The sequence below is a fragment of the Cecembia lonarensis LW9 genome (genome assembly GCF_000298295.1).
Lineage (GTDB): Bacteria > Bacteroidota > Bacteroidia > Cytophagales > Cyclobacteriaceae > Cecembia > Cecembia lonarensis.
On the sequence record NZ_AMGM01000018.1, the window covers coordinates 32,506 to 56,516 of the forward strand.

18 protein-coding genes are annotated in these 24,011 nt (G+C 41.9%); 5 read left to right on the plus strand and 13 right to left on the minus strand.

Annotated elements, in window-relative coordinates:
* Positions 1 to 18: 18 nt before the first annotated feature.
* From B879_RS07780 to B879_RS22085, 4 genes are all read right to left on the minus strand, one after another.
* Positions 19 to 1,143, minus strand: a complete 1,125-nt coding sequence (locus B879_RS07780; RefSeq protein ID WP_009184611.1) for a carboxypeptidase-like regulatory domain-containing protein — start codon at positions 1,141 to 1,143, stop codon at positions 19 to 21.
* On the minus strand, positions 1,140 to 3,365 hold the full coding sequence (locus tag B879_RS07785; protein ID WP_009184612.1) for a hypothetical protein: 2,226 nt from the start codon (positions 3,363 to 3,365) through the stop codon (positions 1,140 to 1,142). Before B879_RS07785 ends, B879_RS07780 begins: the two co-directional genes overlap by 4 nt.
* Before the next feature lie 73 nt (positions 3,366 to 3,438).
* A complete protein-coding gene (locus tag B879_RS07790; protein ID WP_009184613.1) occupies positions 3,439 to 3,789 on the minus strand; it encodes a HepT-like ribonuclease domain-containing protein in 351 nt (116 codons plus the stop codon).
* Positions 3,779 to 4,366 (minus strand): XRE family transcriptional regulator, encoded by a 588-nt coding sequence (locus B879_RS22085; RefSeq protein WP_009184614.1) that lies wholly within the window; start codon positions 4,364 to 4,366, stop codon positions 3,779 to 3,781. The genes B879_RS07790 and B879_RS22085 overlap by 11 nt, the downstream gene beginning before the upstream one ends.
* 300 nt (positions 4,367 to 4,666) lie before the next feature.
* On the opposite strand from B879_RS22085, the gene B879_RS07800 reads away from it, so the two are divergent.
* Complete coding sequence (locus tag B879_RS07800) at positions 4,667 to 7,798, plus strand: WD40/YVTN/BNR-like repeat-containing protein (protein WP_009184615.1); 3,132 nt, start codon at positions 4,667 to 4,669, stop codon at positions 7,796 to 7,798.
* Positions 7,799 to 8,045: 247 nt separating this feature from the next.
* On the opposite strand, the gene B879_RS07805 is transcribed toward B879_RS07800, so the two are convergent.
* Positions 8,046 to 8,975, minus strand: a complete 930-nt coding sequence (locus tag B879_RS07805; protein WP_009184616.1) for a DUF4097 family beta strand repeat-containing protein — start codon at positions 8,973 to 8,975, stop codon at positions 8,046 to 8,048.
* Positions 8,976 to 9,296: 321 nt separating this feature from the next.
* Between B879_RS07805 and B879_RS07815 the strand changes: the two genes are divergently transcribed.
* From B879_RS07815 to B879_RS07830, 4 genes are all read left to right on the plus strand, one after another.
* Positions 9,297 to 11,972, plus strand: coding sequence for a ligand-binding sensor domain-containing protein (locus tag B879_RS07815; protein ID WP_009184617.1), 2,676 nt, complete (start codon positions 9,297 to 9,299; stop codon positions 11,970 to 11,972).
* 2 nt (positions 11,973 to 11,974) lie between these two features.
* Positions 11,975 to 12,355, plus strand: a complete 381-nt coding sequence (locus B879_RS07820; RefSeq protein ID WP_009184618.1) for a response regulator — start codon at positions 11,975 to 11,977, stop codon at positions 12,353 to 12,355.
* 114 nt (positions 12,356 to 12,469) lie between these two features.
* Positions 12,470 to 13,276 carry an alpha/beta fold hydrolase gene (locus tag B879_RS07825; protein ID WP_009184619.1) on the plus strand — a complete coding sequence of 269 codons (807 nt, stop codon included), beginning with the start codon at positions 12,470 to 12,472 and terminating at the stop codon, positions 13,274 to 13,276.
* Positions 13,273 to 14,394, plus strand: a complete 1,122-nt coding sequence (locus B879_RS07830; RefSeq protein WP_009184620.1) for a sensor histidine kinase — start codon at positions 13,273 to 13,275, stop codon at positions 14,392 to 14,394. Before B879_RS07825 ends, B879_RS07830 begins: the two co-directional genes overlap by 4 nt.
* Positions 14,395 to 14,412: 18 nt before the next feature.
* Here the strand turns inward: B879_RS07830 and B879_RS07835 are convergent, their stop codons facing one another.
* The 8 genes from B879_RS07835 to B879_RS07870 form a co-directional block, all read right to left on the minus strand.
* Complete coding sequence (locus tag B879_RS07835) at positions 14,413 to 15,579, minus strand: lycopene cyclase family protein (protein ID WP_009184621.1); 1,167 nt, start codon at positions 15,577 to 15,579, stop codon at positions 14,413 to 14,415.
* 381 nt (positions 15,580 to 15,960) lie between these two features.
* A complete protein-coding gene (locus B879_RS07840; protein WP_009184623.1) occupies positions 15,961 to 17,109 on the minus strand; it encodes a hypothetical protein in 1,149 nt (382 codons plus the stop codon).
* A 21-nt stretch (positions 17,110 to 17,130) separates the two neighbouring features.
* Positions 17,131 to 18,150 carry a S41 family peptidase gene (locus tag B879_RS07845; protein ID WP_009184624.1) on the minus strand — a complete coding sequence of 340 codons (1,020 nt, stop codon included), beginning with the start codon at positions 18,148 to 18,150 and terminating at the stop codon, positions 17,131 to 17,133.
* Positions 18,147 to 18,914, minus strand: coding sequence for a hypothetical protein (locus tag B879_RS07850; protein WP_009184625.1), 768 nt, complete (start codon positions 18,912 to 18,914; stop codon positions 18,147 to 18,149). The genes B879_RS07845 and B879_RS07850 overlap by 4 nt, the downstream gene beginning before the upstream one ends.
* 68 nt (positions 18,915 to 18,982) lie before the next feature.
* The gene (locus B879_RS07855) at positions 18,983 to 21,307 is read right to left on the minus strand and encodes a TonB-dependent receptor (RefSeq protein WP_009184626.1); all 2,325 of its coding nucleotides are present in this window, start codon (positions 21,305 to 21,307) and stop codon (positions 18,983 to 18,985) included.
* A gap of 147 nt (positions 21,308 to 21,454) precedes the next feature.
* The gene (locus B879_RS07860) at positions 21,455 to 22,318 is read right to left on the minus strand and encodes a LytTR family DNA-binding domain-containing protein (protein WP_009184627.1); all 864 of its coding nucleotides are present in this window, start codon (positions 22,316 to 22,318) and stop codon (positions 21,455 to 21,457) included.
* Positions 22,319 to 22,412: 94 nt separating this feature from the next.
* Complete coding sequence (locus B879_RS07865) at positions 22,413 to 23,228, minus strand: type II CAAX endopeptidase family protein (RefSeq protein ID WP_009184628.1); 816 nt, start codon at positions 23,226 to 23,228, stop codon at positions 22,413 to 22,415.
* Positions 23,225 to 23,983: a CPBP family intramembrane glutamic endopeptidase gene (locus B879_RS07870; RefSeq protein WP_009184629.1), complete on the minus strand. Its 759-nt coding sequence runs from the start codon at positions 23,981 to 23,983 to the stop codon at positions 23,225 to 23,227. The genes B879_RS07865 and B879_RS07870 overlap by 4 nt, the downstream gene beginning before the upstream one ends.
* Positions 23,984 to 24,011: the final 28 nt, after the last annotated feature.

Below are 24,011 nucleotides of genomic sequence, written 5' to 3' on the forward strand. Positions count from 1 at the left end.
TTTAAAAGCCCTGAAAAATTAATTTTCAGGGCTTTTAATTTGTAAAGTAGTTTCCCCTTGTGGAACATATCCAAAGGGCATCAAATCACCTACGCGCTCCCAACCCATATATCCTTCCGTATAAATCCCTGATGCTGGAAAATATCTTCCATCCTGTTCCAATCTAATTCGATGCACCCTCAAGATAAATTTACTGGTTTGATAGAGGCTTTTTCTTTTGTTGAAACGCATACTGAATGCGGTCTCTTCTGATTCATTATTGTATTTAACGAAGATGGGTTTTCTGTAATGAAAGTATGCATTGCCTTCTTCATTACGAAGCACCATTTCTCTAGCACTTACAGCTACCTCTGAAGGCACTTCCTCATAAAGTTGATCTTCGCGTTTCAACCGATTAACCAAATACACCTCAAAACCCTCATCCTCCAATTTATCTTGATAAACTGCTTGCAAAAAATGCGTCAAGCTGCCGAAGTATGCCCTATCTCTATTTTTGGCTACCCGATTCATCCGACGGGCTGGGACTTCCAGCTCCTCAAAATAGGGGTAACCATAGTAGCTCCATCGCCTTTCTTTTGGGTTGCACTCAAAGGATTGTAATACAAATCGAATCTGATAACCCAGATTAGGATTTTCAATCAATATAGGTTCTCTAGCAGAAACTATTAGGTGTCCTGGCTTTTGTTGATCATCCATAATGAGTATTTTAGGGTTGAGGATCTTGCTCCTCTTGGCATTCATGCTTGTACCTAAAAAATACTCTTCGAATATTTTCAAGTTTGCATACCAGGATTTATCTCTTATATCTTCGACTAAACTTTCCTTCAAATCTATTACTTGGGGGGTCATCACAAGTTCTACCCGTAAAATTTTTCCTTCTTCTACCACCACTTGCTGTTGCAGGGGATAATAACCCATAAAACTCACGATGATCTCATATTCACCTATAGGAATATTCGTGATGTTAAATGTCCCCTCTGTATCAGTTACAGCACCAAGGGTGGTATTGGCAAGGAAGACTGTGGCAAAAGGAAGTGGGGCCCTCGTCTCACCATCTATGAGGGTCCCTCTAATTTGTCCTTGCGCCTGAGCCAGGGAGGAGCAAAAACTGAAAATGACTATCCAAAATAATAGTCGAATCATTCTTCAACAAGGATGGTATGAATTCCAAATATGGGTTGACCCGTTTTGCTCATCCCTTCCACAATGATTTTCATTTCAGATTGTAAATCATTTAAGACAAATTCAAAGTTTCCTTGGCCTTCGAAATCTGTCCCCAAATAGGGATTCCAATAAACGGTCGAGTTCCAATTGGTCCTGAAAACGTCCTTTTCCAAGTCCCCCGACTCAAGTTTTGGAAAGGGAATAGATTGATTATAGCCCTGTGCATAGGCGACATTGTTCCGTTCAAACCTGGCTTGGTTGGGGTCTATTTGCCTGGAAACAATGTTCACAGCGCCCATACCTCCCCTCATTCCTGCAACCGCGCTAGCTCCTGCTACATTGTTGAAAACTTCTATTCGTTTCACTTGCGTCATTTGAATAGTGGCTACCAATTTCGGATCAACTAAGATTCCATCCAATAAAAAGACTGCTCCTCCCCCCATATTTTCTGTCTGTCCTGCACCAGAAGATGCTATCTCTTCCTGACCCTGATTCCGACTGATTAACTTTAAATGGCTAGCTCTAAAGAAAACGGCCGGAGGATTAGCAAAGTCATTTATATTTCCTTGGATAATCATACCTGGAACTCTGCCTTGTATGTATTGAAATACATTGAAGTGATCAAACATTCCTTCTTCTACATCCAGCACCACATTTGCCCATGAGGTAAGTTCATTGGTATCTCTAGCTCTACCAAAGGTCCAAGGTTGCCGTTGTACCGTAAAAGTATCCAGCTCCACAACCCTCTGATCCAATCGGTTATTGCGTATTACTGCATATCGCCTGATATCATCAAGACTATCTTCCTCATTCGAAGCCTCAAAACGGGCGTTCAGCGAAGGTTTAGGTAAATCCAGGGGCTCAAACGTGAGCTGATGGCTTTCTAAGATTTCTGAGAAGGTACGTTTTCTTTTGTTTTCAATTTTCCTTGCCACTACAGATGCAATACCTTGGAAAAAAAGGTCCTCCAGTTCAAAAGTCCCATTTTCTCCGACTGTAGCAGAAGCCATGATTGGCAACCCTTGCTCAGGATACATTAGAAACTCCAATTCCACGCCGGCACTCATAGGCTTGCCCTCTTTGTCCATGGCTTTTCCTTTGAGCTTGAAGCCTGTACCGCTCCACAAAAACTTTTCTGTCTGCTGATTAAAATTTGACAAGGCAGAGCGACTTTTCTCATTAGCCAAAATATCGTTGATTTCCTTTGCCGAATTTTCCTGCCCAAATAGTAACTTGGTAAAATCGAAATCCCTCCCCAAGGCAGCACCTAACTCCATTTCGGTCACAATGTTGCTCATATCGGCTGGCCAACTCACTTGTTTGGAATCGACTACTGATACTGAAAAATCAGCTTCCAGCCCTTCTCCAAATTCATCCAATACATTCAAAAGGACTTGTACACGCTCGCGTGGCCGGTAGGTTTGCTGATTAGTAGAAATCTTTAGGGAGGGAATGGCTTGGGGGTGGAAATAGACAGGCCTTTCAGCGACTATCTCTCCAAGCTCATCGACCAAGGCAAAATCTGCTAATCCAGGCAAAAAGTTTTCCGGATCAAGCGAGTAAATATTTTTACCTTCTTGTAAAGACAGAATTTGTTCGTACAAAGGATTTCCATGCTGTAGGCCCAGGAGCTGGAATACGCTATCTGCTTGCTCTGTGGATCGATCGATGATCAACTGATACTTTCCCTCGGTAAGGTTGAATCCTATGCGTAATCCATTTTGATATGGGAGGGGTTTTTGCATGGAATCGGAAGACCTAACAAGAGCCACTGCACCAACCTCAGAAACCCTGATGGGTCGTTGAAAAACATAGGCTGAATCCCAATCGGCCATGGCCTTACTTTGGGCCAGCAATACATAATCACCGGCAGGAATATCACTTAAGGCAAGTTGGGCAGTACCCATTCCTTCATCCAACAATACAGGAGTTTGAAATAGACTTTCGCCAGTTTTCTGATTTTTCAGCGCCATGTACAAGGTTCTGCTGTTGGAAGGTTTTAATCCTTCCCCGGCTACAGCTGACCAGGCATAGGCCTTCACCCATATGGTATCCTTCAAAAAATAATGGGGTCTGTCTGTATGCAGATAGACTTTTTCAAAGGCCACTTCCATTGGAGGAGCAAATTCCTCTTCTTGCTGCGCTTGTAAATGAAATTGGGGAAGAAAACCTAGGAATAAAAGCAAACAGATTTGTCTCATAATAGCCTGAAGTTTAGTGTGGTATTTGCTATCACGAAAGAATTCTTAGGAAGGTTTAAAAATAACCAAATCATTAAGTGAACTCAATGTTGATCATTTTATCGATTATCTGAGATAAAGCTTCAAGCTCTTGTGAAATAATTTCCCAAACAGCACTTAGCTTGAGATTAAAATATTCGTGGGCAATGAAGTTTCGGAAGGATTTAACTTTGTACCAAGGGTAGGCATAGCGGTTAAGGATTTCATCATCTACATGATTGATAGCCTCTCCAATAACAATAAACTGCATTAAAACTGCTTGATGCACCAACTCCTGCTTTTCAAAGGATGCTTTATCCAGATCTTTGGTAAATCTTTGAATGGATTTGATGGCTTGTTGGATGTGGATAAGCCTAGCCTTACTTTTCAGCCTTTTATCTTTCATAAATCAACCGCAAATCTTTTTTAATCTTTTGGGAAGCGACTGAATCTATCGCATCATAGAAGCCAATATCAACAGGTATTTGCAAAAGTCCCTCTAATACGAATTTGATTTCGGCCAAATCAAAATAGGAAATATTCTCCTCTGCTTCAATGGCTAGGTCTAAATCGTTTGGAGGGAGTTTATCCTCGCGAGCAAAAGAACCAAAAATCCAGGCTTTTTTTACTTTATGAAAATTAAGAAGCTCTTTGCAAATCGTTTCTTCCACTTCTTTCTTATCGTAATAGGCAGGCGAAATATAAGCTGCCTTTTCCTCCGCAACAGCGAGTGCTTCTCGCCCCAACTCTTCTCTATTGACCTGATACAGCAACTTATCAGACATCCATTTTACCAATAAGTCAGATTCGGACACATTAAAAAATGAAGCCAGCTTACTGACCTGGGACTTGGTGGCGTTTCTTTTTCCTCGTTCTATTTTACTCAACAGCCCTTGGTCGATTTCCAAAAATTCGGAAACTTGCTTCAATGAAAGTTTCCTGCCTTTTCTTAATTCCCGTATTTGTTCTCCAAAGTTCTCCATAAGAAACCTTATTTTAATAAATTTAGACAAAATTTGTCTAACTATGAAATGGGAAAATAAAAACTGGTTAACATACGATTTAATTGCACATCCAATAAAGACCAAAGCACAGTCCTCGTGCTATTCCGGGCAATTGAAAAACAGTTTCAAACAGAGGCAAAAAAAGCAAATGGGTCCAAAATATCCCCACTGAGCGCTATACCAATGGAAGATTTAATTGGAGCAAACAAAATTTGGTATAGCAGTAAGTAATTATAGTTTCTGTTGCTTAAATTGATCCATTAAAAAACCATCAAGAAAATGAAAAAAGCGCTCAGCATATTCCTGATCCTAATCGGATTTCAGGTAATGGCACAGGATCTTTATGAAGCCTCCAATCCGATGAAATACCGCAATATTGGCCCATTTCGGGGTGGAAGATCAGTAGCCGTGAGTGGCGTACTGGGCGATCCACTGACTTATTATATGGGAAAAACCGGTGGAGGAGTATGGAAGACCTCAGATGCGGGTCAGTGTTGGGAAAATATTTCGGATGGATTTTTTACTACGGGTTCGGTAGGTGCAATAGCAGTATCTGAAAGCCATCCCAGGATTGTTTTTGTCGGCATGGGAGAACATGCCCCGCGTGGGGTGATGACTTCTTATGGAGATGGTGTATATAAATCTACGGATGCCGGGAAAACCTGGAGAAAAATGGGATTGGAAAAAACCCAGCATATCTCCCGTATTATCATTCATCCGGATAATCCGGACATTGTTTATGTGGCCGCCCAAGGGGCATTGCATGGTCCCAATGAAGAAAGAGGGATTTACAAATCTACTGATGGAGGGGAAACCTGGGAGCGAGTACTTTTTGTGAACACTTTGACAGGTGCTTCAGAATTATCCATGGACATGAATTTCCCCGATGTCCTATATGCAGCCATGTGGGAACACCAACGCTTGCCTTGGAAAGTAATCAGTGGCGGTGATGGAAGCGGGTTGTATAAGTCCACGGATGGGGGTGAAACTTGGCAAAAACTGGAAAATGGGCTACCTAAGGAAATGGGAAAAATGGCCATTGCCGTGTCCCGTGCCAATTCGGAAAAAGTGTATGCTTTAATTGAAAGTGACTCAGACAAAGGCATGGGTGGGCTTTTTGTCTCCGAGAATGGGGGTAATTCATGGAGTAAGGTCAGTGGAGACAATCGTTTGGTGCAGCGCGCATGGTATTACATTGAAGTTTTCCCAGATCCAAATGCTGAAAATACAGTTTATGTTCTCAGTGCTCCTGCCCTGCGTTCTATTGATGGGGGGAAAACCTGGGAAGTGTTGCCTTATGCCCACGGGGATTACCATGACATGTGGATCAATCCAAAGAACTCCAAAAACCTGGTCATTGCAGATGATGGTGGAGCAGCCATCAGTTTTGATTTTGCCCAAAATTGGTCCAGACAGGACAATATGCCTACCGCACAGATGTACCGTATCAATACTGATAACCAGTTTCCTTACCGTATCTATGGAGGCCAACAGGACAACACCTCTTTAGTGATCAATAGTTTGGCCTTAGGCAGGGGGGGCATTACGCAAGAGCATTGGAATTATTCAGCGGGTGGAGAATCTGCGTTTTTGGCTTTTGATCCTGATAATCCAAGGTATGTCTTAGGGGGAAGCTATTTGGGAACCATTGAAGTATTGGACAGTAAATCTCAAGCTTCTACCAATATCATGATTGCTCCTATCCAATATTTGGGCAGGGATGCCAGTGATATGCGGTACCGCTTTAATTGGAATGCCCCAATCATTTGGTCGCAGCATGAACCGGGTACTTTTTACCATGCCGCGCAATATGTATTGAGGACAAGGGATATGGGCAATTCCTGGGAAGTAGTATCTCCTGATCTTTCCCGGGATGAAAAAGAAAAGCAGGGCAAAGGAGGCGGCCCTTATACCAATGAAGCAGTGGGGGCCGAAAATTATGGCACCATCGCCTACCTGATTGAATCACCCCATGAAAAGGGGGTTTTATGGGCAGGAAGCGATGATGGCCTGGTCCATCTGACAAGGGATGGAGGGGCCACTTGGGCCAATGTGACGCCAAAAGGGATGCCGGAAACCTTGGTCAATGCCATTGAAGTTTCCCCTCATGACCCTGCCACTGCATATATTGCTACGACAAGGTACAAGTTCAATGATTACACCCCTGCCATTTACAAAACCAAGGATTATGGAAGGACTTGGACCAACATCAGCAAAGGCATTCCCTATGGTGCCTTTACCAGGGTAGTCAGGGAAGATAACGAAGTGAAGGGGTTACTTTATGCAGGAACAGAAACAGGCCTTTACCTTTCAAGGAATGAAGGTGAAAGTTGGGAATCTTTCCAATTGAATATGCCCATCACCCCCATTACGGACCTGAAAATTGCCCACAATGACCTGGTAGTAGCTACTGCCGGAAGGTCCTATTGGATTTTGGATGACCTCAATGTGGTCAGAGAAATGAAGACTAAGGTAGACAAACCTCATGTCTATAATCCTGATGACGCCATTATCGGACATTGGTATTCGGCCATGAACGGCAGCAACCCTACTGGCACTGACCTTTTTGAAGGGGTTAATCCTGCCAATGGGGTTGTCATTTATTACCACTTGCCTGACAATATGGAGGAAGGCTTGGAATTAAGCTTAGAGATCAAAGATGCTCAGGGAAATGTAGTCCGATCATTTAGCAGCAAAGCTAATCAGGAATTCATTTCCTATGATGGGGGCCCATCTCCTGAACCGGTTTTGAGTCTTAGAAAAGGATTGAACCGCTTTGTATGGGACATGAGGTACCCCACCATGCCTGGTATTCCTACTGCTTTTATAGAAGGAAGCTACAGGGGGCATAAGGTGGTTCCAGGGACGTATACCCTGCACTTAAAAAGCAGCTTAGGAGAAAGTGAGGCTAAGGCCAAAGTTTTAGAGAATCCGTTATTTGAAATTTCTATCGAGCAATACCAAGTGTATCATGAGTTTATGCAGGTCATGGAAACTGAACTCATTCAAATGCATAACATGGTTAATGCTTTGATGGATTATCAAAATCAATTGAAGGCATTTCTAGACCGTATCCAATCAGATAACAGTAGGAAGCCTCTTTATGAGGAAGGTCAGAAGCTGCTGCTTGCTATGCAATCTTGGGATGAAGACATGGTGCAACGCAAGTCAAAAGCTTATGATGATGTGGAAAACTTTCCCAATAAATTTACGGCCAATTACCTCTTCCTGATCAACCAAACAGAAAGTCAGATACCTCGGGTCAATCAGGGTTCAAGGAAACGCTTTGCCGAACTTAGCCAACAGTGGGCAGTGTTGAAGACAGAAGGAAATCGCTTAATGAATACAGCCATTCCTGCCTATAATCGTGTGTTGCAGGAGGCTGGAATCGGATTATTATTTGTGAAGTAAAAATTTGTGCTTTGGAAGAATAGGGTCTGCTGAAAAGGTCAGATTTGCGTAAGATACGAGTTGGGGAAGTGAAGCTGTATCATTATACTGCGAACTGAAGCCAACGAAGTAGATTGCGTAAATCTGGCTAATAAAACTACTCCAATACACTCCAAGGGCATTTTTTTACTTTAAATTATGGATCATTATTATAATTCCTTTGTCGTAAATACACACCAAAAAACTGTTTTATGTTTTTCAGCAGGCCCTATCTAAAATCTACCCTTACAGTAGCCCCCGAGGTTCCAATGTGGATAGGAATGCCTCCACCATTGATGGTTCCCTTTATCTGGGTCTTTTTACTTTCTCCTTGAAAATTGGGCGGTTGACTGGTCACAATGCTACCACTGAAGTTGACTGTCATGGGCAGTTCTCTAGGCAACACAGCATCAATACTCCCTCCAGTGGATTTGAGCAATAGGTTATCTTCCAATTCAATAAAATTCGCTCTTATACTCCCACCGGCGCTTTCTGCTGTAACTTTCCCACTGATATCAAACAAGGACATACTTCCTCCCAATGATTTAGCAAGTAACTCTCCATTAAAGTTTTCAATTCTTACCGAACCTTCTGCTGCGTTAATGGACAATTTTCCTTGAAAGGTATCTACAAAAAAACTTCCCCCGGCACTATTGGCTACTAACTCACCTGTACAGTTGATCGCCCTGATACTTCCGCCTTCACTTCGAAGTTCCTGTCTTCCCTGCATGCCAGATAAGGTAATGGAACCTGACTCAGATTTGATCATTGAATTCAATTGGGAAGGACCCTGAACCCTGATAAATAAGATGATATTGTCTCGGTTTCGGCGTAATCTCGATGGTTTTTCGGCTTCTACCTCCAATAAAACACCCTGCCCCTCTTCCCTCAAGTCAAATTGATACAAATCCATTTTTCTTTGTAATTGAGGGTCTTCCTGGCTTAGGTACTCATTTCCTCTCTGAGCCAGTACTTCGATTGAAAAGTGCTCCTTGTCCCAGGCCGAATAACTCAAACTTAACCCGGCAGTTTTAAACTCTACGGTTTCTATTTCAGACGCAGACAATTCCCATGTCATGATAGCATTTTCCTGACCCGATTGCATGGAAAAGGCTAATACAGGAGAAAGAACTGTCAATAAAATAACAAATAGTTTCATAAAAACACTATCTAGGAATGAAGACCGGGTTAGAGCCTGAGAAATAAGATTATTTTAGCCTCGGTAAATTACGTGATGTTTTTTTAGTAATCCATGAAATCTTTAAATGAATGGAATAAGTTTGAATATCAATGCAAACTTGCCCTTTCCCAAACTGGCTTCAAATTCATTTTTTTACGCTTTAAATGCAGGGAAAAGTTTCTCTTCACAACGACCTGCTTTTATCTCAATTAAATTTGCTTTCTATTATCCAATGCGTTTTCTTCACCCGAATTTTATTCTTTATCAGTCTGTATCTCAGATATAAGAAACCCTAGTGATTTGAAGAAGTTTACCTTATCCTTCTATTTCGTTGCACTCATTATTGCCAACTTTAGCTATATACAAATAGGCAGGGCTGCAGATGACTTTTTCCTTTCCCAGTCAAGCTTGGATTCGGGAATGATAAATCCTGTTATCCGATTTTGGAACAACACCAATGGCCTCCCGCACAATACCATTTATGCCATGGAAAAGGATGAATTTGGGTTTGTTTGGATAGCAACAGAGGAAGGCCTGATACGCTTCGATGGATCGGAAACTAAGGTTTTCACGAGAGAAAACGATCCAAAACTAAAGGAAAATGCCTACTACCATTTATTTCCCTCACCAAAAGAAGGTATTTGGGCTGCGGGAGATTACAGCTTGGTTTTCCTTCAAAAGAATATTTACCAAGTCATTGATTGTTTTGACATTTTCGAAAATACCTGGATGGCTGCACTTTTGGAGGACGAGGATGGTAGTTTGTGGATAGGTACCAGACATGGCACCCTGTATCATTATAAAGAAGGACTATTTGAAAAGGTTCTGAGTTTAGGAGGAGAAAGCACGGTTTTAATCAATGATTTCCTGATCGATCGTAACCATTTGTTGATTGCTACCAATAAAGGGCTATATAAACTTGGACTTCAAAAAAAGTCCCCACCAGAAAAAGTCGGCTCGGAAGACCTAGACATTGTTAAACTTATAAAACACAAGAGTGAAATCATACTAGGCGTACATGGTGGTGGACTTTTTCAATTGGATGAGTTTTTTCAACTTCACTTGCTAATTCCCGATTCAGAACTTCCGGATTTCAATTATGGAAGCTTGAGCCTTGGACATGCTGAAAGCATCTGGGGGGGCACCACTGACGGAACAGTGATTCAATTTACAGGAAATAAGGTAATTAAAACCACATTGGACGAGATTGCAGATTTTAATGTTCGAAGTGTCCTGGCCAATGAACACCACCTATTTATAGGAACGGGAGGATTAGGGTTGGCAGTGGTTCACCAAGCAGAAGTAGCGCAGTTCAAACACCCATTTCTTTCTACCCAAAATATTCGTCCTATATTGATGGCCAATGATAGCAGCAAATGGATAGGCACCGCTTCTAAAGGGCTTTATAGGATTGATGATAAAGGAAGTACGGCATTTGGAATGCAACAAGGACTTAAAAACGAAAACATCGTAAGTCTGGCAGAATGGAAAGGGAATATTTACGTGGGAACAAGGGGTGGATTATTTGTTATAGACCCAAATTCCAACCAAGTGATAAAATCGTATTTGCCAAAAGATGATTTTTCCATAGGGTTGGTACATACCCTGTTTACATCAAAAGATGGCAAATTATGGTTTACTCTGGGAGGAAAAGGTATATATTACTTCGATCAGGACGAAAATATTCAGCAGCCATCCCTCCCAGAAAATCTGAGTTCCAGCAGCTATTTAAGCGTATACGAAGATGATCAAGGTTTACTTTACTTTGGCGCTATAGATCAGGGTTTGGTCATTTTAAAAGATGGTCTCCAACAAGAAACACTTAAATTGCCCCTTTTGCCGGGAGAACAGATAATTTATGCAATTACCAAAGACAAGGATGGGGATCTTTGGCTGGGAACCCAGGGTGGCTTACTGGTATTCCATAATGGGCTATGGCATGGCCTGACACGAAGCCAAGGATTAATTGCCAATGGGATTTACTCCATTGTTAAGGACAATCAGGATCATATATGGATAAGCAGTAATTTTGGCCTTCAAAGAATTCCTGCGTCTGAATTACTTCGGTTTAAAGCAAACCCTTCCCCTGATTTTTACCTGAATTCAACCCTTTTTGACGAGACCCAAGGAATGGGAAATGAGGAGACCAATAGCTATATTTATCCAAATGTCGCCGTAGATTCCAAAGGGCAGCTATGGTATCCCACCATTCGAGGAGTAACTATCGTAGATCCTTCAAAAAGTTTTGCCAATAGAAGTTATCAAGATTTTCAATGGGACATTGTCCAATATGGAGACAGCATTTTAGATATTTCTGGTGACTTGGAAATTCCAGCAGGAAACAATTGGTTTATCATTAAATTCTCACATATCGATTACCTTAACCCGGATCAAACCGTATTTTACTACAGGCTAAAAGGGCTGAAAGAAGATTGGGTTTCCTTGGGCCAAAAAAGGGAATTGCTATTTAGCAATTTAAGCCCAGGAAATTACACCTTGGAGGTAAGGTCCCTTTCCTTTGGCAACCAGGAAAAAATTCATCAACTCAATATTAGGGTTACCCCTCTTTTTTATCAAACCTTGGGATTCAAAATCATATTGGCATCCATCTTGCTCTTTTTCATTGCCTTCATTTATAGATTTACTCTCGAAAGAAGATTAGGGAAAAAACTGGAAGAAATGGTTGCCATCCGCTCTAAGGAGCTCCATGATTCAAACAAAAGCCTTAAAAACTCGCTTTTGGAAATAGAACAAAAAAATCAAGCCTTAAAAGAGATCAATTGGCAACAATCTCATATGATCAGAGGACCATTGACAGAGGCAATGGGTTTGGCTAACTTACTGATGAAATTTGATAATTACACATATGTAAAAAAGTCAAAGCATGAGATTTACGAAAGGATCAGCAGTGCCCTAGAGGAGCTTGATGTCGTAGTAAGGGAAATGAATGAAAAATCCGAAAACCTAGAAAAATAAGGATGTTTGACGAGGTATTGATCATAGATGATAATCCCAGTATACTTTTTCTCCACGAGCTGATGCTGGTTGAAGAAAATATCTCAGAAAACCCTGTGCTTTTTTCCAATCCGAAAAAAGCCTTGGAACACATTGCTGCCCACAAAAATTTAAACTTTCTGATTTTTTTGGATATCAATATGCCACATATGAGTGGTTGGGAATTCCTGGAAGCTATTCAACAGCAGGATCTAACCGAAAACACAAAAGTGATCATGGTCAGCTCTTCTATCAGCAAAGGGGATAAACAAAAGGCAAAAGAATTCTCCAATATATTGGAGTATTGGGAAAAACCGATTACTGAATCACACTGCCACCTATTAAAAGAGCTTTACTTTAAGTAAATACCTAGTTAGGTTGTTAATAATTTACTATTTATATCACCACACCCAAACATGCCTTTATTCATGTATTTTAAGTCATGTGAATTATTGATTACTCAACACCCTTAAAAAATAATGCAACCCGCGATTCAAAAGAAGTATAATATTAAATACCAAGATTCAGGTAAACCAGTCCTAGTTTTTGCCCATGGATATGGCTGTGACCAAAGTATGTGGAGGTTTGTAGCCCCTGCATTTGAAGAAAAATACGATGTCCTTTTATTTGATTATGTAGGTTCTGGAAATTCAGATATCAAAGAATATAATCCATCTAAGTATAATACATTATACGCCTATGCAGAAGATGTGTTAGAAATAATAACTTATTTGAATAAGTCAGAGGTTATTTTTGTAGGTCATTCTGTATCAGCTATTATTGGTATTTTGGCTGCCAAAATGCAGCCCCAATTTTTTCAGAATTTGGTTTTAGTCTCCCCATCTCCCTATTTTATAAATGATGGTGCCTACAAAGGAGGTTTTTCTAAAGAGGATATTGAGGAAATCATCACTACTGTTGAAGATAACTTTATTGGTTGGACCTCATTTGTTACCCCAGTTATTGTTGGGAATAAGGAAAGAATGGAGTTTGCCTCTGAATTAGAGAAAAGTTTTTGCAGTATGGACCCTGTCGCTGCCCGACAATTTGCAAAAATTACATTCTCTTCTGACCATCGAGAAGACTTAGCAGGAATAGATGTCCCTTGTTTGATTATCCAATGCCAATTTGACCAATTAGCACCTATAGAAGTTGGCGACTTTATGCATGAAAAACTTACCTCTAGTCAATTGGTAGTAATAGAAGAATGGGGGCACTGTCCCCACTTAACCAGTCCTGGGAAAGTCATCGCCAGTATTGATCAATTCTTGCAAGCACATCAATGAATCAGCTGAATCACAATCACCCAACTATCGATCTTTTCAATCAAGCGCCTTGTGGTTTTTTATCCATGGATCACGAAGGAAAAATCGTTGCTGTCAATAATAGCTTATTAAACTGGTTGGATTATAATCGGGAAGAAATGCTTGCCCTTCCCTCATTTGTCCATATTTTGACTCTAGGCAGTAGAATTCTTTTTGAGTCTACGCTAATACCAAAATTAAGACTTCAGGAAGAAGTGGCTGAAGTCAGTATGGAAATGTGGAAGAAAAATGGAGAGAAAATGCCCATATTGGTAAATGCCTCCATGATCAAAGACGAAACCACAGGTAAGTCGGTTTACTGGTTTTCCATTTTGGATATAACCAAAAGAAAAACTTTCGAAAGGGAACTGAATGCAGCAAAAAAAGAAGCGGAGGAAAAGGCCAGACAACTGGAGTTAAAAAATAAGGAATTGGAGCGTTTTGCCCATGTAATTTCCCATGATCTAAAAGGACCGCTCAATACCATTTCTGGGTTATTAAACATTCTTGATATAAGAGATCCAAGTAAATCGCAGAGAAATGACCAGATTCTGGAACTCGTATTTGGAAGTACACAAAAAATGAAGCAGATGGTGGATGGGCTGTTGTCCTATTACTTATTGGATCAAAAGGACTTGGCAATACAACCAGTTGACCTTCAGCTGCTATGTAATCAAGCAGTTTGCTTATTGAATTCAGACATCCAAAAATCAAATGGAAAAATTGGAGTTGATAAACTGCCTGTCGTCCAAGGTATAGAAGGCCAGTTACTCAGCCTATTCCTAAACCTTTTTTCCAATGCACTGAAATACCGCTCGAAGGCTGATCCAGAAATCCAAGTGAAGGCGAAATTAGAGAGAGATTGGGTAAGAATTGAGGTGCAAGATAATGGTTTGGGCTTTGAGCCGGATCAATCGAATAAGGTCTTTGGTTTCATGGAAAGGTTGCCCCAACATTCAAAACTTGAGGGAACCGGGCTAGGCTTGGCCAATTGCCAAAGAATCGTAGAAAGGCATGGGGGAAAGATTTGGGCAACTTCTGAAAAAGGCAAAGGGTCTTGTTTTTATTTTACACTCCCTTTGCCTGTTTCGGCAATATAAATGATAGCCAGCCTTAATCTACTGTTTACCCAAACCCATCAACTGCTTCATTCCCGAAAAAACAAAGGGAAACTGGGGAACACTATTCCGGATGTTAAACTCTTCCCAAAACCCGCTTTCATTGGCCAAAAAGGCCAAAATCCGCTCAGGGTCCACCCGCTTGAAAAGACTGGAAAATATCTGCTCACCGCTCAGACTTTTGGTCAAAAGTACATCCAATAATGTCCTGTCGTACCATTCAAACATTTTTTCCCTGAAAGAAAGGGTCACGATAGGGGATTGGTTTTCCTTGAGTTGAGCCAGTATTAAGCCGATATGCTTCTGTACAAACTGGAAGGTATATCCTGTACTGGGCTTGGTGTAGCCACCAGCTGTTCCAATGTTGACGATGCGTTTGTTTTTCCCAAGGTAGGAAGGAAACCTAGCCAAAGACATGGGAATCACCCCAAATTCGGTATGTGTAATTTGATAGTTCTCTATACCCAATTTATCTTTGATATATCCCTTAAGGGCAACTTCATATTCTTCCTCTTTGAGGATGCGCTCTGTAAACAAGGTGTATTCCACCAAAGCTACATTTTCAGCCGTTGGCAATACATACATAAAAGTCGTTCCATGCGTCTGAGGTAAAGTAAAGTCCATCAAGGTCCCCACTTTTGGATCAAAAATAGGTGCCTCTGTTTGGATGTACCAACCCAGAAAATGCTGCAATAAGGTATTTTCCTCTGTCATTTTGGGATAAAACAGGGAGGTGGAGTTGAATACATACTCCGCTGAGTAGTTGCCCTTTTCGGTTTTGACCAGGCCTTTACCTCCTGCTTCCACAATCTCCAGGATTTGCTCCTGAACAAAACTGACATTGGAAAAACCTTGGATAAATTCCAGCACATGATTATAAAAGTCCCCGGATTGGATCATTTTGTAACGGTATGCCTTCATTTTAAATTCCTTGGAAACCTGAGGGGAGAAAAACTGCAAGGTTTCCCATTGGTGGCATACAAGGGATTCAAAGGGCCCTGCTTCCTTTTCCCAAAAGCACCAGGTACGGTCATTTTGGGTTTTTTGGGCAGCATCGATGACCAGGATATTTTTATGCTGTAAACGTTCTTCCTTTAAAAGTCTGTACAGGAAACTCAATCCGGCCAATCCGGAACCTGCCACTATATAGTCGTATGTGTTGGACATGCTGGTTGGCAAATATTTTTATTGGAAAAGGTATTATTACTTGGACCATATTATTCGGATACATTCAACCTCTTCGGGGTTGCCGAAAATCGACATCTCTCTCTTCCCCGGGTGGCAACCCGGGGCTACTCATGGTTAAACCCCCTTGGGGTTTTGAATTGTTTCTTATTCCCCATTTGAACAGTACTCCAATTGTCGAAAACACTACTGAAGCCAAATCCATTTCTCGATAGTAACAAATCCCATCCAATAATACCATAAAAGTGGGAGAGTGTTTAAGGCATTGGTGGAATATCTTATTTGATTGGGTTCCAATATCTGATTTTATGCAATAATAGTCCCCTGATTGTTTCTTACGCTATAAAATTTTACCTCGATCGGCTATTCTCTTACTCGCTTGATTTCCAACCCATAAAAAGTCAGGACATCTTCTTCTACACCAAAAAACTCCTGATTTTTTTGGGCAATAATGGCGCCATTATTATTTACTACAGATGACAGTCTTATCCCTTTTGGCACAAGTAAATCCTTCTGAATCAATTCATGATGGGTATCAAAAATGGCAGCATATAGTGGAATACTTTCCAGAAAAGCCATCCACTCCTCCCAGTTATCACGACTGTATTGATTGGCAATTTCCTCACTTACACCTTTGGTATAGATAACCACCACATCACCTTCTCTTCTATAAATTTGTTCGATCCTTCCAAAAATAACGTTGCCGTATTGCTCATACCAATCATTGTACTGGTTCATGGAAATACCGGGCATTGGAATCGCATCTTTCAAGTTGAGGTCTACTACTTTTGATAGCAGAATTTCACCCTGTTCCTCTTTGTAGACAAAATATTTTTGTTCGGCCAACATCCATAAAATCCACTCATTATCATGTTTGAGAATGTTAGGAAAAGTCCAATTGTAAAAATTACCGGAGCTATACACCGTATTGGAGGGAAAAGGCATCGTCGTTCGGGTTTCTCCAGTTGTTGGATTCAAAACTTCCAAAATATCTGATGCATACACATTTTGCATCATTGATGGATAATTCAAAATACTTTCTCCACGTTCCGGCCGAATATATGCTAACTCTTCAGAGACTGGATAAGCAGCGAAGTTCAGCCCATTGATAAAAAAATAACCCGCTGGGATTTCCTGTTTTTTTTGAAAAACCCCACTTGGGGAAAAATAATGCAAGCCCTTACTTTGATCCATCACAGCAATGCTTTCTTCTAAAAAATTCAACCCTTGGACCCATCCAATTGTATTCGGTCCATCTTCGCTTAATTTGAAGGTATGTTTAATTTGTCCCGACTCATCAAAAAGCACATATTCCTCCTGAGCATTCCACCTTCCTAGGTACAGTTCTTCTTTAGGGTCATAATCCAATAAAAATAACTCCCCCATGTAGGCTACTTGAATGGAATCCTCGAACACCCAAGAGAAAGTCTTCGGAAAATCTCTGGATGTCTTTTCTGAAGTACAGCCAATCAAAAAAAATATTAATCCAACTTCAAACTTTAAATATTTCATGGGCTAAATGTAATAAAAAGTTTAATTGGAGCTTTTCAACCATTCAAGGGCCTCTTCAATGACTCTGTCTTTACCCTCGACTATGCTCATGGGATTATCCAAAACCTGATCTACGGACACGCCAAACTCTAGCTGTGTGCCCTCCATATCTATGGTCTGACTCCCTGAAAAACGGTAAGTCCAGCCATTAGGCAATTCTGCAAAAACCGGAATTCCTCCTCCTCCACCTGTCTGATCGCCAAACAAACGGGCCTGTGGCAAGGTCCGCATCATTTGTGCAAAAAAAGTGGTGGTGCTGAATGAACGCCGGTTGGTCAGGACTGCTACCTTACCGAGATACTTTTCTCCCGAATGGGGAAAGATCCGCATGTCTGCCCATGGGGTAAAATCCGCCCGTCCAGGCCCCGTTTTAAAACGCTGACGGGCATAGGTCACTTCCTCCTGAATAAGCCGGGAAGCAATATTGAGTGCATTTTGCAAATTACCTCCCCCATTACTTCGCACATCTATGATCAAGCCCTCATGAAACTGCATCAAGCGGACGATCTCATCCATGTGCTGTGCGGTTATGGTCCGTTCAAAGGTCCTGTAATTGACATACAACATGTTATCCACGGTCTGTGCATGCAAGGGACCTATGATCCTGAAAGTCGTGCCAAGGTAAACATCATCGATCAGCTGCTGGTCGTAAAACAAAGGAAAGCCTTCAAACCAGCTCCAATTGCGGGAACGGTTAAAGGTGCTCAATAAATTGACATGGCCGTCCTCCAGTTCCCCAAGCATATCCCCCAATACATCAAAAAGCGCATCCGGAGCCATGTTTTCATGGATCAAGGGACTGTATTGCTGTCTGACCGCTTCCCAATCAATCTGCTTCTCATCAAAAAAGCTGTACCGCTTATTGACATCATTCCATAAATGCTCAAATACAGCCCTTGGACTAGCCTCCGGCGCCCTGGGAGCAATGATTTCTTCACAGGACATGGTCCATAGGGCCAATAACACCCCTACTAATCTGCTTAAAACTGCCTGCTGTCTCATAGCTGAAAATTTAATTGGAAGAAATAATGACCTATGGAACGCTGGGAACGCTGTGCGTTTTCCAAATTGGTGTAATTGAAACGGTAACCCACACCGATTTCATTGCCATTGGGCAATTGGTAGAACAGCTGGTTCAGGATGCCCAAATCCTGCTGCTGAAAAGGTTGAAACAAACGTATGGATTGCCAAAAAGCATTGAATGTAGACTGTTCGTGCAAAAATGGATCCGGAGGACTGGTCACATATGAGGCTGAGAACAGGAAACCGATCACCTGCCAATGGGCCTGGGAGGAAAACCTCCACTGTTCCGCTTTTCCAAAGAAAGTTTGATAGCGTGCTGCCGGACCAAAAGAAGTATGAAAGTCAAACCTGGGATTGAAATTCTGGGCATCTTGGAAATTACGTAAGCTCAGGGCATTGTTATTGGACCAACCCAGGGTAAATTTTTCAGGCAACCAGGCCGCTTTGTAGAAGGTATAGGTCATCACTTGGGCATGGGTACCAATCATGCTTGCCTCAAAGGCATTTTGCATGGGAATTCTGCTAAAATGTAGGTAAACCTCATCGGTTTTCTTTTCCCCTACACTGGCATAGCCCAAGGTAAAACCGAAGGAGGCTCCCTGATACAACAAGGGCGAATAGGCAAAATCCCTTTCCCAAGTATTATGGGTGCCTGCATTCCAAAAAAGGGTACGTTGCTTGTCCTGGGCAAATACAGCTACCTGCACCAGTACGAAGGACAACAAAAAAAGCCATCTTTTCATTGCTATGGGTTTAGACTTCAAAGTTAGGTATAATACATTCAGAAAAACATGACATCTGTCAGGTCAGCTCAGAAACCTTTTTTATTGATGTGCAAGCCACTGGAGACTTCCTTCTTTTCTTTTTGCACAGACTTTCCTTTTTGGAAGGAGTAGCTCAAGGTGAACCAGAGAGGAATCCTTGACATGTGGATCTGACCTGTGCTGAGTTGTTGAAAATCTTTTCCTCGGGTTTCCAATCCATAATAGGTAAACCTTCGGGAAAAGGGAAGGGCCGAAGTCATCCCCAGCTTCCATTGGTCCCCGAGTTTTTTCTCAGCGGCCAGAAAATAAAGGGGGCCGCTGAAAAAATCTGATTGTATATCATTGACCGGAGAAAGGTATCGGAAGCGGAGAGTGAGGAAGATATCCTTTTCCAAGGCAAGCACTCCTGAAAAACCGGTTTCAATGGCCACTCGGTCCCTTACAGGAAACTGCTCCCGATCATTCCCTATACCCCTGCTATGGAATACCCTCAGCATGTGGTTGATCGAAAATTGTTTACTCAAGCGCATCGCTCCGCTGGATTGAATCCCGGTCTGGAACAAATCACCCAAGTTGCCAAAGGTTACCTCCATCAGTCCTTCGGAATTGAGTGCATACAGCTCATTGATCATTTGGCTTCTTTTTTCAAAGAATACCGCATTCATCAACAAGAGATTACCGGTATTCCAGGTATGTTCCACATTGGCCTGATGGAAAGTATAGGGCTGAAGGTCCTGATTCCCAAAAGATAGGGTAAATGGATCCAAGAAGGCCTCAAAGTTGTTCAACTGGTGAAACAAGGGATAAACCATGGCTGACCGAAAGAAAAACCTGGTGGAATGTTTTTCATTCCAAACATGTCCCAATCGGGCATTGGGAAGAAAGAAAAAATGGTTTTTTCTGCCCTCCTGGCTGAGGGTTCGAAGCTGTATTTCTTCCACCCTCATTCCAAATTCCGCATCCCAGTCTTCCCCTTTCCAATTGAAGGAGCCATATAGCGCGCGGACCTGGCTTCTGAAGTCGAAATCATTTTCATGACCATTAGCAAAATGCTGGCGTTGCAACTGAAAACCTGTTATCAAACGCCAATTGGGATTCAATTGGGTGCTGTAATCGGTGCGCAGGTTGGAAACCTGTTGGCTGGGACGGATATAGTTGATGAAGCGCTCCTCTTCCTGCAAAAAGCGCAATTGATTTTCTCCACGTAAGCGGCTTTGGGTCCAATCGACCGTTATACTGCTTTCTTTTTCACCATAAAACCGATGCTGGAAATACAGTGCTGTTGTCAAAGATCTGTTACGGTCTTCCTCTTCCCGCTTGGCAGTCCAAGTGTCCCCTTGGTTGCTTTGAAGTTCAATGCTCCCATTATGGGTTTCTGAAAACCAACTTCCTGCAATGTATCCATGCAACAAGGTATTGGAAGAAAGGGCATACTCGAGTCCTTGATGGATTGTATTGGAAATGCTTCTTTGACGGGTTTTTTGTTCCATTTGGATTTGGGTTCCTTTTGTGGTATTCCGCTCATATGCCTGCACCACATCAAATATGCTGAATGCGCCATTGTAGCTGGTGTAGGCGTGAAATTTTGGGGTGTAAAAGGACATACTGGCGCTTGGAAAGCTGTACACTTCATTCCTGGAAATGGGCATTTCTCCATAGACCATTCCTGAAAAACCACTTTCTCTTTCTGCCAGGAGGATATGAATAACTGCATCTGCTTCTGCTGCAAATCTGGCAGAAGGATTCAAAATCACCTCTACCTGATCAATTTGCTCTGCCCTCAGCTGTTGTACAAATCGGTGGTCCCTTTCCGCACCGTTGACAAAGATCAATACCTTATTTTTTCCACTGATACGGATGTTTTGATTGAAATCTACAAAAACTCCAGGAATCAGGTTGAGGATGTCCATTCCGGTATTGGACGCTCCCACATGCTGCTTATTAATCATAAAAACAGCCTTTTCGCCCTCCGTTATTCCTTTTACTTTTTCTCCTTCAATGAGTACTGCTTCCAACAAGCTTTCAGATTCCTGGAAATACAAAGTACCCAAGGCGTTCCCTTGCAACTCTTCAGAAGACAAGGTAAAACTCTCAAAACCCATATAACTGAAGCGTAGAAAGAATGACTTTCCCACTAAATAAGACAGTTCAAAAACACCATCCATATTGGTATTGGCCCCGGCAATAAATAGGGAGTCAGGAAGCTGGTACATAACCACATTGGCATAAGCCACTGGGGCTTCAGTCTGTGAATGGAGCAAAGTACCTGTGAGTTTTTCGGTAGATTGGGCATTTGACAGAAAGGAAACTGTCAGCGCGAAAGCCATCAGGGCGAACGCAAACCTTTTGTGGAAGTTGGGAAATGATTTCATGGCCTTTTGGTCCTTTGGTTGTACAGAACAAAGGAAAAGAAGGCTTTTGACATCGCCGAATTACTGGTACAGACACCAAGTTTTTGGGTTGAAGGACAAAAAAATTGAAGGGCTTGTTACCAAAAGCAAAATTTTGGGATGAATGGATTAGTGAAATTCAGCCAATTTTTCCTCAAAATCCTTGACTTTATTACGTGAAACGGGAACTTCCATATCCAGTCCATGCAATCTCAGCATGTAACCCAACGCATTTCCCTTTTTATGGGTGATTTTTTTGAGATTGACTAAAAAAGCCCGGTGTACCCTTAACAGACAAGCGTGACCTTGAAGTTGTGCTTCAACTTCATTCATGCTGTTTCGGATGATTTTTTTCTGCAGTTTATCCGCTTTTTGCAAATAGAAAACCACATAGTTCCCTTCAGAGCTGATACAAAGGAGTTCGGAAAGGTAAAAATCCAGGGATTCTTTTTTGAGTTTGGAGCTGATATTGATCAGGGGTTCATGTTCGGCCCTTTCCATGGGGAGGCGTTTGAAAAATTCTTCCTGCACAGGCAGATTACTGAACCAAAAAGGGAAATGGATCAGGCTGAAAAAGACATAAGGAAGAAAACAAATGAAAACAGCATATTTGAAGGAGTCAAGGAATGTGGGCAAGTTCCAGCGATCGGCTGAGGGCTCCAGCAAAAAGGCAGCAAAATAGATGGTCAGGCCCATGGCCAACAAAACCACTGCAAAAGCCAAGAGTTCTTTGCCAATATTCCAAAAGCTTCCTTTTTTGGAGAGCAATGGGTGCACAATTGCCCAGGTTGCCAAAAAAGCGGAAGCACCAACCAATAAGCCATATACCATCAATTTTCCAACCATTCTTCCTTCCGCTTCCTGTCCACTGGCAAATGGACTGTAAATGATCATGAACAACAAACCAAAAACAGTAACCGCCGCAAAAGCGGCCCAGGGCTTTTGTAGTAAAAAGTTTTGGGGGATTTCTTTTTTTAACCAGTTGGACTGCATGATGGAAAAGAAGCAAATCTTTCACAATTAAAATAATAACCAGGCAGAAAGCAAACCGAATAGCAGGCTGAATTTAAGGTAAACAAGCATATTTTCATTGTTTTTTTAGTGATGCCAAAGCAACTATACCAATAAGCAAATACAAAATCTCCAAGATCCAAAAATGGAGCTGGAAAACTCCTGAAGCCAGGATCAAACTGGGAAAAACGGGTAACATGGCATTGGAGGTGCCATGGGCTATCAAGGCAGATAAGGGCTTGTTATTTGAGGCTTTTACTACCCAGGAAAAGAAAAAGGACAATCCGATACATCCGATCAGAAAGGCAGAAAAAGGCATAAAGACCTGAAAGGAATCCGGTATAAACCACAAGGGGGCATGCCACAAGGTCCAAATGATTCCCAAGATGATATTCCCCAACCAAATGCCATACCTGGATTCCAAATAGGGCATGATGTATCCACGCCATCCGATTTCTTCCTGGCCTCCACCAAAAAAGACCATGACCAGCCAGTAAATCGGGAAAACCAAAATGGTGGGCAGCAGCATGGGCAAGCGCTCATAGCCGAAAAATCCCGGTAAGTACCAAGCCAAAAAATTGGCCATTCCCATAGCCCCGAAAATGATCAGCCATACTTTCCAACCAAATTTGAAAGAGAGAAATGACCGGAGAAAGGGTTTAACTGATGATTTCCCTTGGAGGGTCCTGATAGAATAAACCGCTGCGATGCCAGGACCAAATGCCCCCAAAATGATTGTAGGCATACTCAAAATACTTCTAAGGTTTTCGTCCCAGTCCCAGATACCCAATCCGCCCAAAACAAAAGGCAACCAAAGTAGCCATGACCATAAAAAGGTGATTACAAAGAACCGGATGGGAATGGATTTATTATTTGATATCTCTGGCTTCATAAGTAAATTTTTTCAAGAACAACCATGCCCACATGCGCGAAAATATGTGCCAAAAAAGCACTTTCCAGCCCTTTTTTCCAGTACAGCCACCCGAATACAAGACCCCCTAGCGAATTGCCGATAAGAACATAAGTAAGCATGATACTGCTAGGATGATCTACTGACTGAAAAACTATAGGGAAATGGCCTAGGGCGAAGAGGAGTGCTGCCAAGGTGATTCCTATCCAATAAGCCATAGGTTTAGTCCCCTTAAAAATCTTTGCCGCTATCCAGACCAGCAAAGTCATCAATCCAAAACGTATTAGGATTTCTTCCGTGATGCCACCATATAGGAACCTGGCGGCTAAAGTAAGTTGAATATTTGCGGTGAGTTGTTCAAATTCGGAAGGTACCAAGCCTCTACCAATTAGCCCAAGTAATCCCAATACAATTCCTGTAAGTAATCCTCCGAGAATCCCATAGATTAGTATTTCGCGGGTTTGTGGGGAATCTTCTTTTAGGCCGACCATCTTTTCGAGGATGGGAACACTCAGGTTAACCTTTTCGTAGAGGAGGGTTCCCACAATCACCGCTATCAACATAATGATAGTGGGGTTGATCAAGATCAGCCATTGGATTTGGGATGGAGTAAACTGTTCCTCCAAAATAGATTGCATTTCCTCAGGCAATGGAAAATCCACAGTCAACATGGACAACATGCCCAATAGGCCAAGGAAGAATAAACTTAGCCCGAGATAAAACTTTTTTGATTTCATGGATGCTGGGGAATTGAAGATATTGATA

What these genes read in the sequence shown, in the direction of transcription:
- B879_RS07855 (WP_009184626.1), bottom strand. Translation starts at nt 21,307, where the DNA reads ATGAAATCATTTCCCAACTTCCACAAAAGGTTTGCGTTCGCCCTGATG.
- B879_RS07820 (WP_009184618.1), top strand. Translation starts at nt 11,975, where the DNA reads ATGTTTGACGAGGTATTGATCATAGATGATAATCCCAGTATACTTTTT.
- B879_RS07805 (WP_009184616.1), bottom strand. Translation starts at nt 8,975, where the DNA reads ATGAAACTATTTGTTATTTTATTGACAGTTCTTTCTCCTGTATTAGCC.
- B879_RS07835 (WP_009184621.1), bottom strand. Translation starts at nt 15,579, where the DNA reads ATGTCCAACACATACGACTATATAGTGGCAGGTTCCGGATTGGCCGGA.
- B879_RS07790 (WP_009184613.1), bottom strand. Translation starts at nt 3,789, where the DNA reads ATGAAAGATAAAAGGCTGAAAAGTAAGGCTAGGCTTATCCACATCCAA.
- B879_RS22085 (WP_009184614.1), bottom strand. Translation starts at nt 4,366, where the DNA reads ATGGAGAACTTTGGAGAACAAATACGGGAATTAAGAAAAGGCAGGAAA.
- B879_RS07840 (WP_009184623.1), bottom strand. Translation starts at nt 17,109, where the DNA reads ATGAAATATTTAAAGTTTGAAGTTGGATTAATATTTTTTTTGATTGGC.
- B879_RS07845 (WP_009184624.1), bottom strand. Translation starts at nt 18,150, where the DNA reads ATGAGACAGCAGGCAGTTTTAAGCAGATTAGTAGGGGTGTTATTGGCC.
- B879_RS07800 (WP_009184615.1), top strand. Translation starts at nt 4,667, where the DNA reads ATGAAAAAAGCGCTCAGCATATTCCTGATCCTAATCGGATTTCAGGTA.
- B879_RS07860 (WP_009184627.1), bottom strand. Translation starts at nt 22,318, where the DNA reads ATGCAGTCCAACTGGTTAAAAAAAGAAATCCCCCAAAACTTTTTACTA.
- B879_RS07870 (WP_009184629.1), bottom strand. Translation starts at nt 23,983, where the DNA reads ATGAAATCAAAAAAGTTTTATCTCGGGCTAAGTTTATTCTTCCTTGGC.
- B879_RS07850 (WP_009184625.1), bottom strand. Translation starts at nt 18,914, where the DNA reads ATGAAAAGATGGCTTTTTTTGTTGTCCTTCGTACTGGTGCAGGTAGCT.
- B879_RS07825 (WP_009184619.1), top strand. Translation starts at nt 12,470, where the DNA reads ATGCAACCCGCGATTCAAAAGAAGTATAATATTAAATACCAAGATTCA.
- B879_RS07830 (WP_009184620.1), top strand. Translation starts at nt 13,273, where the DNA reads ATGAATCAGCTGAATCACAATCACCCAACTATCGATCTTTTCAATCAA.
- B879_RS07865 (WP_009184628.1), bottom strand. Translation starts at nt 23,228, where the DNA reads ATGAAGCCAGAGATATCAAATAATAAATCCATTCCCATCCGGTTCTTT.
- B879_RS07785 (WP_009184612.1), bottom strand. Translation starts at nt 3,365, where the DNA reads ATGAGACAAATCTGTTTGCTTTTATTCCTAGGTTTTCTTCCCCAATTT.
- B879_RS07780 (WP_009184611.1), bottom strand. Translation starts at nt 1,143, where the DNA reads ATGATTCGACTATTATTTTGGATAGTCATTTTCAGTTTTTGCTCCTCC.